The 13,548-nt window shown below is 66.5% G+C and carries 14 protein-coding genes; 4 read left to right on the forward strand and 10 right to left on the reverse strand.

What is annotated here, in order from left to right:
* Positions 1 to 2: 2 nt before the first annotated feature.
* The 3 genes from AC1D3B_RS24150 to purE are packed head-to-tail and all read right to left on the reverse strand — an operon-like array spanning position 3 to position 2,715.
* Positions 3 to 1,004, reverse strand: coding sequence for an L-threonylcarbamoyladenylate synthase (locus tag AC1D3B_RS24150; RefSeq protein WP_478193208.1), 1,002 nt, complete (start codon positions 1,002 to 1,004; stop codon positions 3 to 5).
* A 5-nt stretch (positions 1,005 to 1,009) separates the two neighbouring features.
* On the reverse strand, positions 1,010 to 2,176 hold the full coding sequence (locus AC1D3B_RS24155) for a 5-(carboxyamino)imidazole ribonucleotide synthase (RefSeq protein ID WP_478193209.1): 1,167 nt from the start codon (positions 2,174 to 2,176) through the stop codon (positions 1,010 to 1,012).
* On the reverse strand, positions 2,173 to 2,715 hold the full coding sequence (purE, locus tag AC1D3B_RS24160) for a 5-(carboxyamino)imidazole ribonucleotide mutase (RefSeq protein ID WP_478193210.1): 543 nt from the start codon (positions 2,713 to 2,715) through the stop codon (positions 2,173 to 2,175). Before purE ends, AC1D3B_RS24155 begins: the two co-directional genes overlap by 4 nt.
* A 36-nt stretch (positions 2,716 to 2,751) precedes the next feature.
* Here purE and AC1D3B_RS24165 point away from each other — a divergent pair, with 36 nt between their 5' ends.
* Complete coding sequence (locus AC1D3B_RS24165) at positions 2,752 to 3,672, forward strand: tetratricopeptide repeat protein (protein ID WP_478193211.1); 921 nt, start codon at positions 2,752 to 2,754, stop codon at positions 3,670 to 3,672.
* A gap of 23 nt (positions 3,673 to 3,695) precedes the next feature.
* On the forward strand, positions 3,696 to 4,190 hold the full coding sequence (locus AC1D3B_RS24170) for an META domain-containing protein (RefSeq protein ID WP_478193212.1): 495 nt from the start codon (positions 3,696 to 3,698) through the stop codon (positions 4,188 to 4,190).
* Positions 4,191 to 4,216: 26 nt separating this feature from the next.
* Here AC1D3B_RS24170 and AC1D3B_RS24175 read toward each other — a convergent pair whose 3' ends face one another.
* From AC1D3B_RS24175 to AC1D3B_RS24205, 7 genes are all read right to left on the reverse strand, one after another.
* On the reverse strand, positions 4,217 to 4,861 hold the full coding sequence (locus AC1D3B_RS24175; protein ID WP_478193213.1) for a Crp/Fnr family transcriptional regulator: 645 nt from the start codon (positions 4,859 to 4,861) through the stop codon (positions 4,217 to 4,219).
* A gap of 51 nt (positions 4,862 to 4,912) precedes the next feature.
* Entirely contained in the window at positions 4,913 to 5,578 is a 666-nt protein-coding gene (locus AC1D3B_RS24180) for a helix-turn-helix transcriptional regulator (RefSeq protein WP_478193214.1), read from the reverse strand.
* A gap of 117 nt (positions 5,579 to 5,695) precedes the next feature.
* Positions 5,696 to 6,601: a phosphoribosylaminoimidazolesuccinocarboxamide synthase gene (locus AC1D3B_RS24185; RefSeq protein ID WP_478193215.1), complete on the reverse strand. Its 906-nt coding sequence runs from the start codon at positions 6,599 to 6,601 to the stop codon at positions 5,696 to 5,698.
* Positions 6,602 to 6,703: 102 nt separating this feature from the next.
* Complete coding sequence (gene fba / locus AC1D3B_RS24190; protein WP_478193216.1) at positions 6,704 to 7,768, reverse strand: class II fructose-bisphosphate aldolase; 1,065 nt, start codon at positions 7,766 to 7,768, stop codon at positions 6,704 to 6,706.
* A 214-nt stretch (positions 7,769 to 7,982) separates the two neighbouring features.
* Positions 7,983 to 9,431 carry a pyruvate kinase gene (gene pyk, locus AC1D3B_RS24195; RefSeq protein ID WP_478193217.1) on the reverse strand — a complete coding sequence of 483 codons (1,449 nt, stop codon included), beginning with the start codon at positions 9,429 to 9,431 and terminating at the stop codon, positions 7,983 to 7,985.
* A 169-nt stretch (positions 9,432 to 9,600) separates the two neighbouring features.
* Complete coding sequence (locus tag AC1D3B_RS24200; protein WP_478193218.1) at positions 9,601 to 10,791, reverse strand: phosphoglycerate kinase; 1,191 nt, start codon at positions 10,789 to 10,791, stop codon at positions 9,601 to 9,603.
* An 84-nt stretch (positions 10,792 to 10,875) separates the two neighbouring features.
* Positions 10,876 to 11,784 (reverse strand): LysR family transcriptional regulator, encoded by a 909-nt coding sequence (locus tag AC1D3B_RS24205; RefSeq protein WP_478193219.1) that lies wholly within the window; start codon positions 11,782 to 11,784, stop codon positions 10,876 to 10,878.
* A 93-nt stretch (positions 11,785 to 11,877) separates the two neighbouring features.
* Between AC1D3B_RS24205 and AC1D3B_RS24210 the strand changes: the two genes are divergently transcribed.
* Together AC1D3B_RS24210 and AC1D3B_RS24215 are read left to right on the forward strand one after the other, a co-directional pair.
* Positions 11,878 to 12,432 carry a VOC family protein gene (locus AC1D3B_RS24210; RefSeq protein WP_478193220.1) on the forward strand — a complete coding sequence of 185 codons (555 nt, stop codon included), beginning with the start codon at positions 11,878 to 11,880 and terminating at the stop codon, positions 12,430 to 12,432.
* Positions 12,425 to 13,546, forward strand: coding sequence for an alpha/beta hydrolase family protein (locus tag AC1D3B_RS24215; protein ID WP_478193221.1), 1,122 nt, complete (start codon positions 12,425 to 12,427; stop codon positions 13,544 to 13,546). Before AC1D3B_RS24210 ends, AC1D3B_RS24215 begins: the two co-directional genes overlap by 8 nt.
* Positions 13,547 to 13,548: the final 2 nt, after the last annotated feature.

Genomic DNA, 13,548 nt, shown 5'->3' on the forward strand with positions numbered 1-13,548 from the left:
GCTCAGGCCGCGGCCGCGCGTTGCAGGCGGTCGCGAACGCCCTCCCAATCGGGCTCGGCTGGCGGCGCTTCCACCCAAATCAGCTTGACGCCCTCGGCGTCGAAGGCGCGCAGCACGGCGAAGAGTTGTTGCGCCGTCGCTGCCGCGTCGTCCGGCATGCGACGCAGCAACACGCGCTGCGACCGGCTCTTGAGCGCGGTGCGCGACCACACGGCGATGTGCGCGGCATTCGGACCCAGCACATCGAGCCCCATCTGCAAGGCCTTGGCGTCCATCAGGCGCACCTTGGCGCTCGGCGCGTAGTGGGCCTCGAGCGTTCCGGAGGCGCGCGGATCCGGCGCGCCGAGATCGTCCTTGTCGCGCAAGGCTTCGCCGCAGGCCGCTTCGATCTGCGCCCGCGTGATGGCGCCAGGGCGCAGCAGCACCGGCGCGCCGCGACTGCAGTCGACGATGGTCGACTCGATGCCGACTTCGCAGGGGCCGCCGTCGATGACGAGAAGGTCGTCGCCGAATTCCTCCTGCACGTGGAGCGCGGTCGTGGGACTCACGCGCCCGAAGCGGTTCGCGCTCGGCCCCGCGACCCCGTACACGCCTCGTCGCGCGCAGGCCGCGAGCATCGACTGCGCGACAGGGTGCGAAGGGCAACGCAGGCCGATGGTGTCCTGCCCGCCGGCGGCGGCGGTGCCGACGCCTGGCTGCCGCGCGACGATCAGCGTCAATGGACCGGGCCAGAAGGCGCGGACCAGTTTCTGCGCGAACAAGGGAAGCGGTTGGGCGAAATGCGCCAGGGCCTCGGTACCGGTCTCTCCGGCCGCCACATGCACGATCAGCGGGTGGTCGCTCGGCCGGCCCTTGGCCGCAAAAATGCCGGCGACGGCAGTGTCGCTGCCCGCATCGGCGCCCAGGCCGTAGACGGTTTCGGTCGGAAAGGCCACGAGGCCGCCGGCATGCAGGACCCGGGCGGCTTCATCGATGGCGTCGGGCGTGCGGCCGTCGCGGATCATTCCGCTCACTCCGACAGCGGGATGGGCAGGCCCAGCAGCGCCGCGGCAAAGTCCGCCGTGCTGCGAACTGCCTCGACGTCATCGCCGGTGATGTTCAGGTGCCCCATCTTGCGGCCGCGGCGCGCTTCGGTCTTGCCGTAGAGGTGCAGGTGCGTGCCGGGCAGGGCCAGAACATCGGCCCAGCGCGGCTCTTCGGGAACATCGCTGTCGTTGAACCACAAGTCGCCGAGCAGGTTCAGCATGACCGCCACGCTGTGCTGGCGGGGCGGGTTCAGAGGCAGGCCCGCCATCGTCCGCACCTGCAGTTCGAACTGCGACACGTCCGAGGCGTCCATCGACCAATGGCCGCTGTTGTGCGGGCGCGGCGCCATCTCGTTGACGACGAGCGAGCCATTGGCCAGCACGAAGAATTCGACGCACAGCACGCCGACATAGCTCAGGCCTTCGGCGATCGAGCGTGCGGCCGCCACCGCGCGTCGCGCGGTCGACTCGGGCATGTTGTGCGCATGGACTTCGGTAACGGCGAGGATGCCGTCGCGATGCAGGTTGCGCTGCACCGGGAAGTGCACCACCTGCCCGTCCGCACCGCGCGCGACGATCACCGAGCACTCGAAGTCGAGCGGAAGCAGCTTTTCGAGCACGCAGGGGACGCCGCCGCTGTCTTCCCAGGCAGCGGTCAGCTCCGCATGGGTCGCAACCCGCCGCTGGCCCTTGCCGTCGTAACCCAACCGGGCGGTCTTGAGGATGCCGGGGAGCAGGTCCGGCTGCACGGCGGCCAGTTGTTCGGCAGTCTCGATGACGACATAGGGAGCGCAGTCGACGCCGCAAAGCACGAAGTGGCCTTTCTCGCGGATGCGGTCCTGCGCGATCGCCACGGCCGAGGCGGCCGGCGCGACCGGCCGAGCGATTGCGAGGTGTTCGAGCGAAGCGGCCGGCACGTTCTCGAACTCGGTGGTGATGGCGTCCGCGAGGCCCGCGAGACGCGCCAGACCGTCGACATCGGCGTAGTCGGCGTGGATGTGGTGATGGCTCACTCGCCCGGCGGGGCTGTCGGCATCAGGATCGAGCACAGCGGTGAAGTAGCCCATGCTCTGCGCCGCATGCACGAACATGCGGCCCAGCTGGCCGCCACCCACCACGCCCAGCGTGGCGCCCGGCAGGATGGTCGTCACAGCGCGCCCCCGCCCTGCGGTGAAAAAGGAGAGACCTCGGCGGCTTCCACAGGCGGCAGCGTCATCGACTGCGCGGCCTGGGTCTGCTTCTCGCGGAAGGCATCGAGTTGCGCCCGGAGCGCCGGGTTGCCCACCGCCAGCATCGCGACCGCGAACAGGGCCGCGTTGGCCGCGCCCGCATTGCCGATGGCGAAGGTGGCGACCGGCACGCCCTTGGGCATCTGCACGATGCTGTAGAGAGAATCCACCCCCTGGAGATGCCGGCTGGCGACCGGCACGCCGAGCACCGGCACGGTCGTCTTGGCGGCCAGCATGCCTGGCAGGTGGGCGGCGCCCCCGGCGCCTGCGATGATCGCGGCCAGGCCGCGTGGCGCGGCGCTTTCGGCGTAGGCAAACAATTCGTCGGGCATCCGATGGGCCGATACGACCCGGGCTTCGTGAACGATGCCGAATTGCTGGAGAATCTCGACGGCGTTGCGCATCGTCTCCCAGTCGGAGTTCGAGCCCATCACCACACCGACCTGAATTGCTTGCTTCATGGTTCGAATTTTACGTTTCACCCCCAACATCCCGCGATGATCGACATCACCCTCGAAAACTTCCAGACCGAGCTCATCGACGGCTCGATGACCACGCCGGTGCTGCTGGACATCTGGGCCGAATGGTGCGGACCCTGCAAGCAGCTCAGCCCGGTGCTCGAAAAGCTCGAAGTCGAGTACGCCGGCCGCTTCACGCTGGCCAAGCTCGATGCCGACAAGGTGCCGCAGATTTCGCAGCAACTGAGCCAGATGTTCGGCGTGCGCAGCATTCCCTTCTGCGTGATGTTCAAGGAAGGGCAGCCTGTCGACGGCTTCGTCGGCGCGATTCCGGCCGACCAGATCCGCGCTTTCCTCGACAAGCACGTGCCGGGTGCGGACGAGGCCGAGGCCCTGGAACAGGAAGAGTCCGCGCAGGCGGCGCTGGCCGAAGGCGACACCGAAGGTGCCCTCGAAAAGCTGCAGCATGCGGTCGCGACCGACCCCGCCAATGACGATGCACGCTTCGACTACGTCAAGCTGCTGCTGCAGGAGGGCCGCATCGACGACGCCAAGGTCGCGTTCGCGCCGGTGATCGCCAGGACATCGCTGGTGCGCCGCTTCGATTCGCTCCAGCGCTGGATGGACGCGATCGACTTCGCGATGCCCGCCGCGGGCGCAGCGCCCACGATCGCCGATCTGGAGTCGCGCATCGCCGCCAACAAGCGTGATTTCGACGCCCGCTTCGATCGCGCGCGCCTGCTCATGAGCAGCCAGCGCTGGACCGATGCGATGGACGAGCTGCTCGACATCCTGATGCGCGACAAGAGCTGGAACGAGGATCTCGCGCGCAAGACCTACATCGCGGTCCTGGACATCATCGAACCGCCGAGGATCAAGGTGGCCGACGGGCAGATCCCGCCCGACGATCCGACAGTGGCAAGCTACAGGCGCCGACTCAGCAGCGTGGTCCTGAGCTAGCCGTCTCGCATACGATGGCGCCCGTGATCAACCTGCTCCAGAAGGACCAACAGGCCATGCGCTTTCGCCCCGCCGCCCAAGCCGGCGCCATCCCCCTTTACGCAGTCGTCCTGCTCGCTGCAGGCCTGCTGGCCGGTTGCGGCAGCGGCATCAGTCTCGACGAGCCGATCGAAGGCCCGGTCTGGCGTCTCGAACAGCTCGGCAACGAGCCGGTCGCACCGAGCGGCGATCCGCAGCGTGACCCGCAAGTGCAGTTCGACCGGCGCAACGGACGCCTGACCGGTTCGGGCGGCTGCAACCGCGTGACCGGGACTTTCGAGCGCAGCGGCAGCACGCTCAAGATGAGCCAGTTGGCCTCGACACGGGTGGCATGTGCCGATCCGGCGCGCAGCGCGAGCGAATCGCAGTTCTTTGCGGCGCTGCAGGCGACGGCGAGCTACCGGATGCAGGGGCCCTCGCAACTTTCGCTGCTGGACGCCGGCGGGCGTACGATTGCGACGCTGAGCGCGACCCGCTGACCACCTGAACCCGCCGACGCCGGCCCTTACCAGCGGGTCGGCAGCGGGCCCTTGACGTTCATTCGTCCCTGGTTGACTTCGACGTATCCGCCAGCGGCCAGGTCTTTCAGCAGCCGGCTGACCATCTCCCGCGAACAGCCGATTTCACGCGCGATGGCCTGATGCGTGAGGCGCTCGACGATGCAGCGGCTTCCGTCGGCCTGCAGGCTGGCGCGCTCTTCGAGCAGGAGCTTGAGTCGGCCGTAGACATCCAGCAACGCCATGCTGCGCGCGCTTTCGGTCGCCAGCCTTGCGCGCCGGATCAGGCGAACGATCAACGCGAGAGCGAACTCCTTGTCCGCGCCGATGTGCTGCAGCACCGTCTCGCGCGTGACCACGGCACACACCGTCGGCTCGACCGCCTGCACGCTGGCAGAGCGCGGGCCGCCGTCCAGGGACATTTCGCCGACGTATTCGCCGGGCCCATGCAGGGCCAGCGTCACTTCACGACCGCGCGCATCGGAAAGAAAGGCGCGCAGCCGACCCGACAGCACGATGTAGATGGCGCCGCCGGTATCGCCTTCCTCGATGAGCATCGCGTGCGTCCGGTAGCGGCGCTGGACGCCGTGCTCGGCCAGCTTCTGCAAGGGGGGCGGCAGGACGATGGGGTCGACAAGGGATGCTTGGGGCATCCATTGAATATAAGCGTGCCCCCAGGCTGCGCGCAGCGTCGGAGAAGCTCGCTACTCGACCAGCCGCAGGGCCGACACGATCTGCGGCATTCGGGACACGCGGTGCACGACCTCGCGAATGCTGCTGCTGCCCGTTTTCTGCCGCACATTCTTGATGTGAGTGCGCACTGTGGACATCCGAATCCCTTCCAGGCAGGCGATCTCTTCGGCGCCATGGCCGGCGCACAGGCGCGACAACACGTTCTGTTCGGCCCGGGTCAGGTGCCGGGCGCGCGCGAACATCTGCATGGTGAGCGACTCGCAGCCGGGCCGGCGGCTGCACATGATCAGGACGGTGTCGATGGTGGCGCCGCCGTGCACGGCAGCGAGGGGGATGAAGGCGAGCGACAGCGTTTCACCGGCGTGATCGAGTTCGACGATGCCTCGGCAGTCGCGCTCCGCATCCTTGAGCGCCTGGCGAATCTTCGCCTGGGCACTCGGGTTGCCGGCGCACAACATGCCGTCGCCGTTGCGCAGTACCTGGCCCGTGGCCAGCTCGCGGCGCGCCGGGTAGTTGGTATGCAGGATGCGACCGGTCAGGTCGACCAGCAACAGACCGTGATCGATCTCGTCGAGGACCCTGGCGAGCATGCCCGGCTGCAGTGAATCGGGCGGGCTGGCCGTGACAGGACTCCGGTCCTGGACGTAACGAATCTGGAAGTCGGCTGCCGTTTCCATGACGCACTCCTCATTTGTAGGGATGCGCTCAGTTTGGAATACGGCGAGGCTGGCGGGCGGTGACTATTGCCAAGGCGTTTGTGATTTATTCACATTGCCCCCGGAGAGGGCTTGACTTCAGCCCGTCAGCCGTTGCAGGGCCTCGCGGTACTTCGCGGCGGTCTTCTCGATCACTTCAGCCGGCAGGCGCGGCGCTGGCGGCGTCTTGTCCCAGGGCTTGCCGTTGATCCGCGTGGCCTCGAGCCAGTCGCGCACGAACTGCTTGTCGTAGCTTGGCGGATTGGTGCCCGCGGCGAGCGCCGCCTCGTAGCCTTCGACTGGCCAGTAGCGCGAGCTGTCGGGGGTCAGCACCTCGTCCATCAGCACCAGGGTGCCGGCCTCATCCAGACCGAACTCGAACTTGGTGTCGGCAATGATCATGCCCTGGCCGAGCGCGATCTCGGCGGCCGCTTCGTAGATCGCGATGCTGGTCTCGCGTATCTGCTGCGCGAGCTTGGGGCCGACGACCTCGACCACCTTGTCGTAACTGATGTTCTCGTCGTGCGCGCCCGCCTCCGCCTTGGCCGCGGGCGTGAAGATCGGCCGCGGGAGCTTGCTCGCGTTGGTCAGCCCCTCGGGCAGCGGCACGCCGCAGACGGCTCGGTTTTCCTGGTATTCCTTCCAGCCACTGCCCGCCAGGTAGCCACGCACGACGGCTTCGACGGGAATCGGCTTGAGCCGCTTGACCAGCATCGAGCGGTCCTTCACCTGCGGCACTTCGTCGGGCGTCACCACGCTTTCAGGCGCATCGCCGGTCAAATGATTAGGGCACAGGTGACCCAGCCGGTCGAACCACCACAGCGCCATCTGCGTGAGGATCACGCCCTTGCCGGGGATAGGCTCGCCCATGATCACGTCGAAAGCGGAGAGCCTGTCGCTCGCGACCATGAGGATGCGGTCATTGCCGACGGCATAGTTGTCGCGCACCTTGCCGCGCGCGAGCAGCGGAAGGCTCTGGATGGTGGAGGTGTGGACGGTGGTCATGGGGATGCTTCTGGAGCTGTGCGTGGACGTCGCAGATTGTGCGCGCGGCGCCACTCAGAAAAAAGCCACCGCGAAGGTGGCTTCTGCCTCAGGGAGAAGTGATCAGACGACTTCCTGGATCAGTTCGCCCTTGGCGTACTTCGCGGCGACGATTTGCAGGTTGTCGCCCTTGATCTTGGGACCCTGGCCTTCGCAGCCGAACTCGATGTAGCGCTGCTTGCAGATCAGGCGGGCGGCTTCGCGCGCCGGCTTCAGCCATTCGCGGGCATCGAACTTCTCGGGGTTCTCGGCGAGGAACTTGCGCACGGCGCCGGTCATCGCCAGGCGGATGTCGGTGTCGATGTTGATCTTGCGCACGCCATGCTTGATGGCTTCCTGGATTTCCTCCACCGGCACGCCGTAGGTTTCCTTCATGTTGCCGCCGTACTGGCGAATGATCGCCAGCAGTTCCTGCGGCACGCTCGACGAGCCGTGCATCACCAGGTGGGTGTTGGGAATGCGGCGGTGGATTTCCTTGATGCGGTCGATCGCCAGGATGTCGCCGGTGGGCTTGCGGGTGAACTTGTAGGCGCCGTGGCTGGTGCCGATGGCGATGGCCAGCGCGTCGATCTGCGTGCGCTTGACGAAATCGGCGGCCTGCTCCGGATCGGTCAGCAGTTGATCGCGCGTCATCGTCGCGTCTGTACCGTGGCCATCTTCCTTGTCGCCCTTCATGGTCTCGAGCGAGCCGAGGCAGCCGAGTTCGCCTTCGACCGTGACGCCGTACTTGTGCGCCATGTCGGCAACCTTCTTGGTCACGTCGACGTTGTAGTCGTAGCTCGCGATGGTCTTGCCGTCGGCTTCGAGCGAACCGTCCATCATCACCGAGCTGAAGCCCAGGTCGATGGCGCCCTTGCAGACGTCCGGGCTCTGGCCGTGGTCCTGGTGCATCACCAGCGGGATCGTCGGATAGGCCTCGATGGCCGCCTGGATCAGATGCTTGATGAAGGCTTCGCCCGCGTACTTGCGAGCGCCGGCGCTGGCTTGCAGGATGACGGGCGCGCCGACTTCCTTGGCGGCCTCCATCACGGCCTGGACCTGTTCGAGGTTGTTGACGTTGAACGCCGGGATGCCGTAGCCATTGGCGGCGGCGTGGTCGAGCAGTTCGCGCATCGAGACGAGTGCCATTGGAATTACCTCGCGGGAAATCTAGGGATGGATCGGAAAAACTCCAACGATTCTACTAACCACCCCCGCCAACGGCCCCCCAAGGCCCCCCCAAGGCCCCAGAGCCTAGTCCCCCCATTCGGGAAACACCGCGGAACCGGCTCCGCCGGGCCGCAAGGTGTTGCCCCCGGTAGGGGGTAGGCGGCCACACGAAGTGGGCAAGCCTGGGGGCGAGTCAACTGACCCTACAGATCTTGAGCATGTTCGTGCCACCCGGCGCACCCATCGGCTCGCCGCAGGTGATCGCGTAGATATCGCCCGTCTGCACGATGCCCCGCCTCTTCAGGTGGGCTTCGGCCCGCTCGAGCGCCGTGTCGCGGTCGCTCTCCGAATCCATCAGCAGCGGTCGAACGTTGCGATACAACGCCATCTTGCGCTGTGTCGACAGGCGCGACGTCAGCGCATACATGGGGATGTGCGCACGATGGCGGCTCATCCACAGGGGCGTGGAGCCCGACTCCGTCAGCGCGACGATCGCCTTGGCGCCGAGATGATGGGCGGTGAAAAGCGCACCCATCGCGATCGACTGGTCGATGCGGCTGTACTTCTGGCCGCTGAAATCGGCATCGAGGTGCGGATCTTCCGCGGCTTCGGCAGCCTCGCAGATGCGGCTCATTTCCTGCACGGTCTCGAGGGGATAGCGCCCGGAAGCGGTCTCGGCCGAGAGCATCACCGCGTCCGTGCCGTCGAGCACCGCATTGGCGACGTCGCTGACTTCAGCACGCGTGGGCACCGGGTTGGTGATCATCGATTCCATCATCTGCGTGGCGGTGATGACGACCTTGTCCATCTCGCGGGCCATGCGGATCATCTTCTTCTGCAGCGCCGGCACGGCGGCATTGCCGACCTCGACGGCCAGATCACCGCGCGCGACCATGATGCCGTCGCTCGCGCGCAGGATTTCTTCCAGCTTGGGAATGGCCTCGGCGCGTTCGATCTTGGCGATCATGCCGGGCTTGTGCCCGAATTCCGCCGCAGCCACGTTGCAGAGCTGCCGCGCCATCTCCATGTCGGTCGCGTTCTTCGGGAAACTCACGGCCACGTAGTCCGCCTGGAAGCTCATCGCGGTCTTGATGTCTTCCATGTCCTTGGCGGTCAGCGCCGGCGCCGTGAGGCCGCCACCCTGCTTGTTGATGCCCTTGTTGTTGGACAACTCGCCGCCCAGTCGCACCGTGGTGAAGACGCTGTCGCCCTTTACTGCATCGACCGTCAGGACGATGAGCCCGTCGTTCAGCAGCAGGCTGTCACCTGGCTTCACGTCGCGCGGGAGGTCCTTGTAGTCCAGTCCCACGGCGTCGATGTCACCGAGCTCGGTTCGCGATGCGTCGAGCACGAATTTCGCGCCGGGCTCGAGCCAGATCTTCCCCTCGGCGAACTTGCCGACCCGGATCTTCGGGCCCTGCAGGTCGGCCATGATCGCCACTTCCCGGCCCGTACGGCGGGCCGCGTCGCGCACCATCGCAGCGCGATTGATGTGGTCTTGCGCGGTGCCGTGACTGAAGTTGAGCCGCACCACGCTGACCTTGTGGTTGATCATCTGTTCCAGCAGATCGGGCGAACTCGATGCCGGACCCAGCGTCGCGACGATCTTGGTGGCATGTCGTGGAAGGCGAGGCGTGCTCATGAAGGTCTCCAGTTTGTATTCCACACTGTATACACTTTGCCCCCCACCCGCCAGCGTTTTGTGACTCCCTTCCAGAAACACCGAGGGACCGGCTCCGCCGGCCCTCCGGTGTTGCCCCCGGCAGGGGGTAGGCGAAGCGACACGAAGTGCGCGCAGCCTGGGGGCGAGCTTATCCAGCGCGTTTCGAGAGGATCTCGAACGCCGGCAGCGTCTTGCCCTCGAGGATTTCCAGGAACGCGCCGCCGCCCGTCGAGATGTAGCCGATCTTGTCTTCGATGCCGTATTTGGCGATAGCGGCCAAGGTGTCGCCGCCGCCGGCGATCGAGAAAGCCTTGCTGTCGGCGATGGCATGAGCGATCGTTTTCGTGCCATTGGCGAAGGCGTCGAACTCGAACACGCCCACGGGCCCATTCCACACCACGGTGCCGGCCTCGCGCAATTGAGCGGCCAGGAGGTCGGCGGTCTTCGGTCCGATGTCGAGGATCAGGTCGTCATCCGCCACGTCGCTCGCGTCCTTCACCGTCGCGCGCGCATCGGCGGCGAAGGTCTTGGCCGTGACGACGTCCACCGGGATCGGCACCGCTGCGCCGCGCGCACGCATGGCCTCGATCACGGCCTTGGCCTCGTCGAGCAGATCGGGTTCTGCCAGCGACTTGCCGATCTTCAGCCCCGAGGCCAGCATGAACGTGTTCGCGATGCCGCCGCCGACGATCAGCTGATCGACCTTGTCGGCCAGGCTCTTGAGGATGGTGAGCTTGGTGCTGACCTTGGAGCCCGCGACGATCGCCACCAGCGGCCGCTGCGGCTGGGCCAGCGCCTTGGTGATGGCGTCGATCTCCGCCGCCAGCAGTGGGCCGGCGCAGGCCACCTTGGCGAACTGCGCGATGCCGTAGGTCGTGGCTTCGGCGCGGTGCGCCGTGCCGAAGGCGTCGTTGACGTAGATGTCCGTCAGCGCGGCGAGCTTGCGAGCGAGCCCCTCGTCGTTCTTTTTCTCGCCCTTGTTGAGGCGGCAGTTCTCGAGGAGGACAACCTGGCCGGGCGCCACCTGCACGCCATCGACCCAGTCGGATACGAGCGGCACTTCGCGGCCCAGCAGTTCGCCCAGGCGCGCTGCGACAGGCGCCAGCGAGTCCTCGGGCTTGAACTGGCCTTCGGTCGGCCGGCCGAGGTGGGAGGTGACCATCACTGCGGCGCCCGCATCGAGCGCCAGCTTGATGCACGGCACCGAGGCACGGATGCGCGTGTCTTCGGTGATGCGACCCGTGTCGTCCTGCGGCACGTTGAGGTCGGCTCGGATGAACACGCGCTGGCCGGAGACTTTGCCTTGCGCACAGAGGTCGGTGAATCGAAGAACGTTCATGGGATTGGGCAGTTTGGATGCGAATGAAGGTGCCTCGACGGGCAGCAGCGGACATTGTAGGTTTCGCCCGCTTTCAGGCGAATGTCAGCCGGCGAGGCCGGGCTTCTGAACGAAGCCTTCCAGCAATTCGACGAAGCTGGCCGCCGCCGGGGACAGCGAACGCTTCGACGCGCCATACACGCACACCTCGCGGTGGAAGTCCGGCTGATCGAGCCGAATCATCTGAAGCCCGTGGGCGCGCACCAGCGACGCGGAGTAGGTCGGGCAGACGGTCAGGCCCAGACCGGAAGCGACCATGCCGAGCGCAGTCGTCATGTACGACACCTCCTGGGTGGTCGCGCGCAGCATGAATTCCCGCGCGTCGGCATCGAGCTCGGGCAGCACGCGCTGTCGAAAGTCACGCGTCGGTGCAATGAAGGTGTAGGGCCCGAGTTCGCTCCAGCGCACCTTTCGGCGGCGCGCGAAGGGGTGGTCCGGCGGGCAGATCAGCCAGTGACGGTCGCGGAACAACGTGCGTCGCTCGATGGTGGATTCGACGGCCACGTCCTGCCCCACGGCGAGTTCGACCTCGCCCGAAAGCACGCCGTCCAGCAAGTGCTCGGGCAGCGTGTCGGCCAGGCGCACGTCGACGTCCGGATGGCGCTCGCGATAAGCGGCGATCACGCGCGGCATCAACGTGCAGGCCATGAGCTGCGGCGCGGCCAGGCGCAGCACGCCCTTCTTCTTGTCGCGCAGGTCGGTCACGCCGGCCACGGCGCCTGCAAGGTCCGCCAGCAGGCGCTGCACCGAAGGCTGGAATTCGCGCCCGGCCTCGGAGAGCAGCACGCGCCGCGTGTGGCGATCGAAGAGCTGCACGCCCATCTCGCGCTCCAGTTCGCGCACCAGCACGCTCAATGCCGATTGCGTGAGATGCAGGGTCGAGGCCGCCGCCGTGAAGCTGCCGGTTTCGGCGACCGCGGCGAAGGCTCGCAACTGGCGCAATGTCAGATTCATGGCCGCAGTTCATCAATCAATGAATTTATTTCGATTGAATCATAAGAAGAACAACGGCCCAATCCCTCCAAGCCCCCCTGATGGAGACAAACCATGCCCGCCGAGACCGCGCCTCTCGCCACATCACCCGTGCCGGTGCAAGGCCTGCACCACTTTGCCTGGCGCTGCCGCGACAGCGAAGAAACCCGGCGCTTCTACGAAGACCTGCTGGGCCTCCCGCTGACCCACGTGATCAAGAGCGATCACGTACCCAGCACGGGCGAGTTCTGCCCTTACGTCCACATCTTTTTCCAGATGCGGGACGGCTCTCACCTCGCCTTCTTCGATCTCGGAGACGATGTCGCAGCGCTTCCGTCGCCCAACACGCCCGCGTGGGTCAACCACATCGCGCTGCGCGTCGATTCGGTCGATGAACTGATGGCAGCGAAGGCCCGACTCGAAGCGGCCGGCGTCGACGTGCTGGGCCCCACGGACCATCACATCATCGAGTCGATCTACTTCTTCGACCCCAACGGCATCCGCCTCGAACTCACCACGCCCACGGTATCGAAGGCGGAAATGGACGCCCACGCACAGCGCGCCCGCGCCGAGCTGGACGCATGGACGGTGCGAAAGGCCGAATTGCGGAAGGCTGCGAACCATGGCTGATCTGCAACTGGCCGTCATCGACGTCAAGCCCGGTGCGTCGCTGGAAAGCCAATCGGGCCTGCAGATGCTGCGCCCGCGCATCTACGGCGCGTACCGCGCGCCGAGCGGTCCGAAGAAGGTCGCTGCGATCGTGATGCACCCCACCAGCAATTTCATGGGCCACTACCTGATCGACCCGCTGGCCGAGCGCGGCATCTGCTGCATGGGCCTGAACTCGCGCTACATGGGCAACGACACGGTACTGCTGATGGAACGCGCCATCCAGGACCTGGGCGCTGGTGTGCAGTTCCTGCGGGCGGCCGGGTACGAGAAGGTCGTGCTGATCGGCAACTCGGGCGGTGCCGCGCTGGCGAGCTTCTATCAGTCGCAGGCAGAGAAGCTCACGGCACACCACTTTCCGGATGGCGACCCGACGCACCTGCATCCCGGCGACCTGCCGCCGGTGGATGGCATCGCGCTGTGCGCGGCGCATCAGGGCCGATCGAAGCTGATGCGCGACTGGATCGATCCCTCTGTCACCGACGAGCACGATTCGATGTCGGTGGACCCCGCGCTGGACATGTACGACGCGCGCCACGAAGTGCCTTACAGCGCCGAATTCCTCGCACGCTTCAGTGCGGCCCAGAAGGCTCGCCTCGACCGCATCGAGCACTGGGCGCTGGAGCGCTTGCGGATGCTGCGCAGCACGCCCGGTGCGCCGCGCGACCAGGCTTTCATCGTCTACCGCACGCATGCGGATCCGCGATGCGTGGACCTGTCGATCGATCCGAACGATCGCGCACCGGGCAGCGTCTGGGGCGATGCACGGCAGGTGAACTATTCGGCCAATGCGATGGGCCGCACCACCTCGCTGACAGCGTTCCTGTCGCAATGGTCCTCGCGCTCGCAGGCCGACGGTCCGTCGAATCTCTCGCGCACGACGGTGCCCAAGCTGCTGCTGACCTACACGGGCGACCAGTCGACCTTCCCGAGCACGCGCGATGCATGGATGGCCGCGGGCGGCACGCGCATCCGCAACGTCGACATCGTCGGCGGCAACCACTACCTCGCCGGGCAGCCGGAGCTGGTGCTTCAGGCTGCCGATGCGGTTGCCGAATGGGCGCACGCGCTGTGAAC

The organism is Variovorax sp. P5_A3 (genome assembly GCF_056400665.1).

Coding starts and splice junctions, on each gene's coding strand:
- AC1D3B_RS24185 (WP_478193215.1), bottom strand. CDS start 6,601: ATGACCACCGTCCACACCTCCACCATCCAGAGCCTTCCGCTGCTCGCG.
- fba (WP_478193216.1), bottom strand. CDS start 7,768: ATGGCACTCGTCTCGATGCGCGAACTGCTCGACCACGCCGCCGCCAAT.
- AC1D3B_RS24150 (WP_478193208.1), bottom strand. CDS start 1,004: ATGATCCGCGACGGCCGCACGCCCGACGCCATCGATGAAGCCGCCCGG.
- AC1D3B_RS24200 (WP_478193218.1), bottom strand. CDS start 10,791: ATGAACGTTCTTCGATTCACCGACCTCTGTGCGCAAGGCAAAGTCTCC.
- pyk (WP_478193217.1), bottom strand. CDS start 9,431: ATGAGCACGCCTCGCCTTCCACGACATGCCACCAAGATCGTCGCGACG.
- AC1D3B_RS24180 (WP_478193214.1), bottom strand. CDS start 5,578: ATGGAAACGGCAGCCGACTTCCAGATTCGTTACGTCCAGGACCGGAGT.
- purE (WP_478193210.1), bottom strand. CDS start 2,715: ATGAAGCAAGCAATTCAGGTCGGTGTGGTGATGGGCTCGAACTCCGAC.
- AC1D3B_RS24165 (WP_478193211.1), top strand. CDS start 2,752: ATGATCGACATCACCCTCGAAAACTTCCAGACCGAGCTCATCGACGGC.
- AC1D3B_RS24205 (WP_478193219.1), bottom strand. CDS start 11,784: ATGAATCTGACATTGCGCCAGTTGCGAGCCTTCGCCGCGGTCGCCGAA.
- AC1D3B_RS24215 (WP_478193221.1), top strand. CDS start 12,425: ATGGCTGATCTGCAACTGGCCGTCATCGACGTCAAGCCCGGTGCGTCG.
- AC1D3B_RS24175 (WP_478193213.1), bottom strand. CDS start 4,861: ATGCCCCAAGCATCCCTTGTCGACCCCATCGTCCTGCCGCCCCCCTTG.
- AC1D3B_RS24210 (WP_478193220.1), top strand. CDS start 11,878: ATGCCCGCCGAGACCGCGCCTCTCGCCACATCACCCGTGCCGGTGCAA.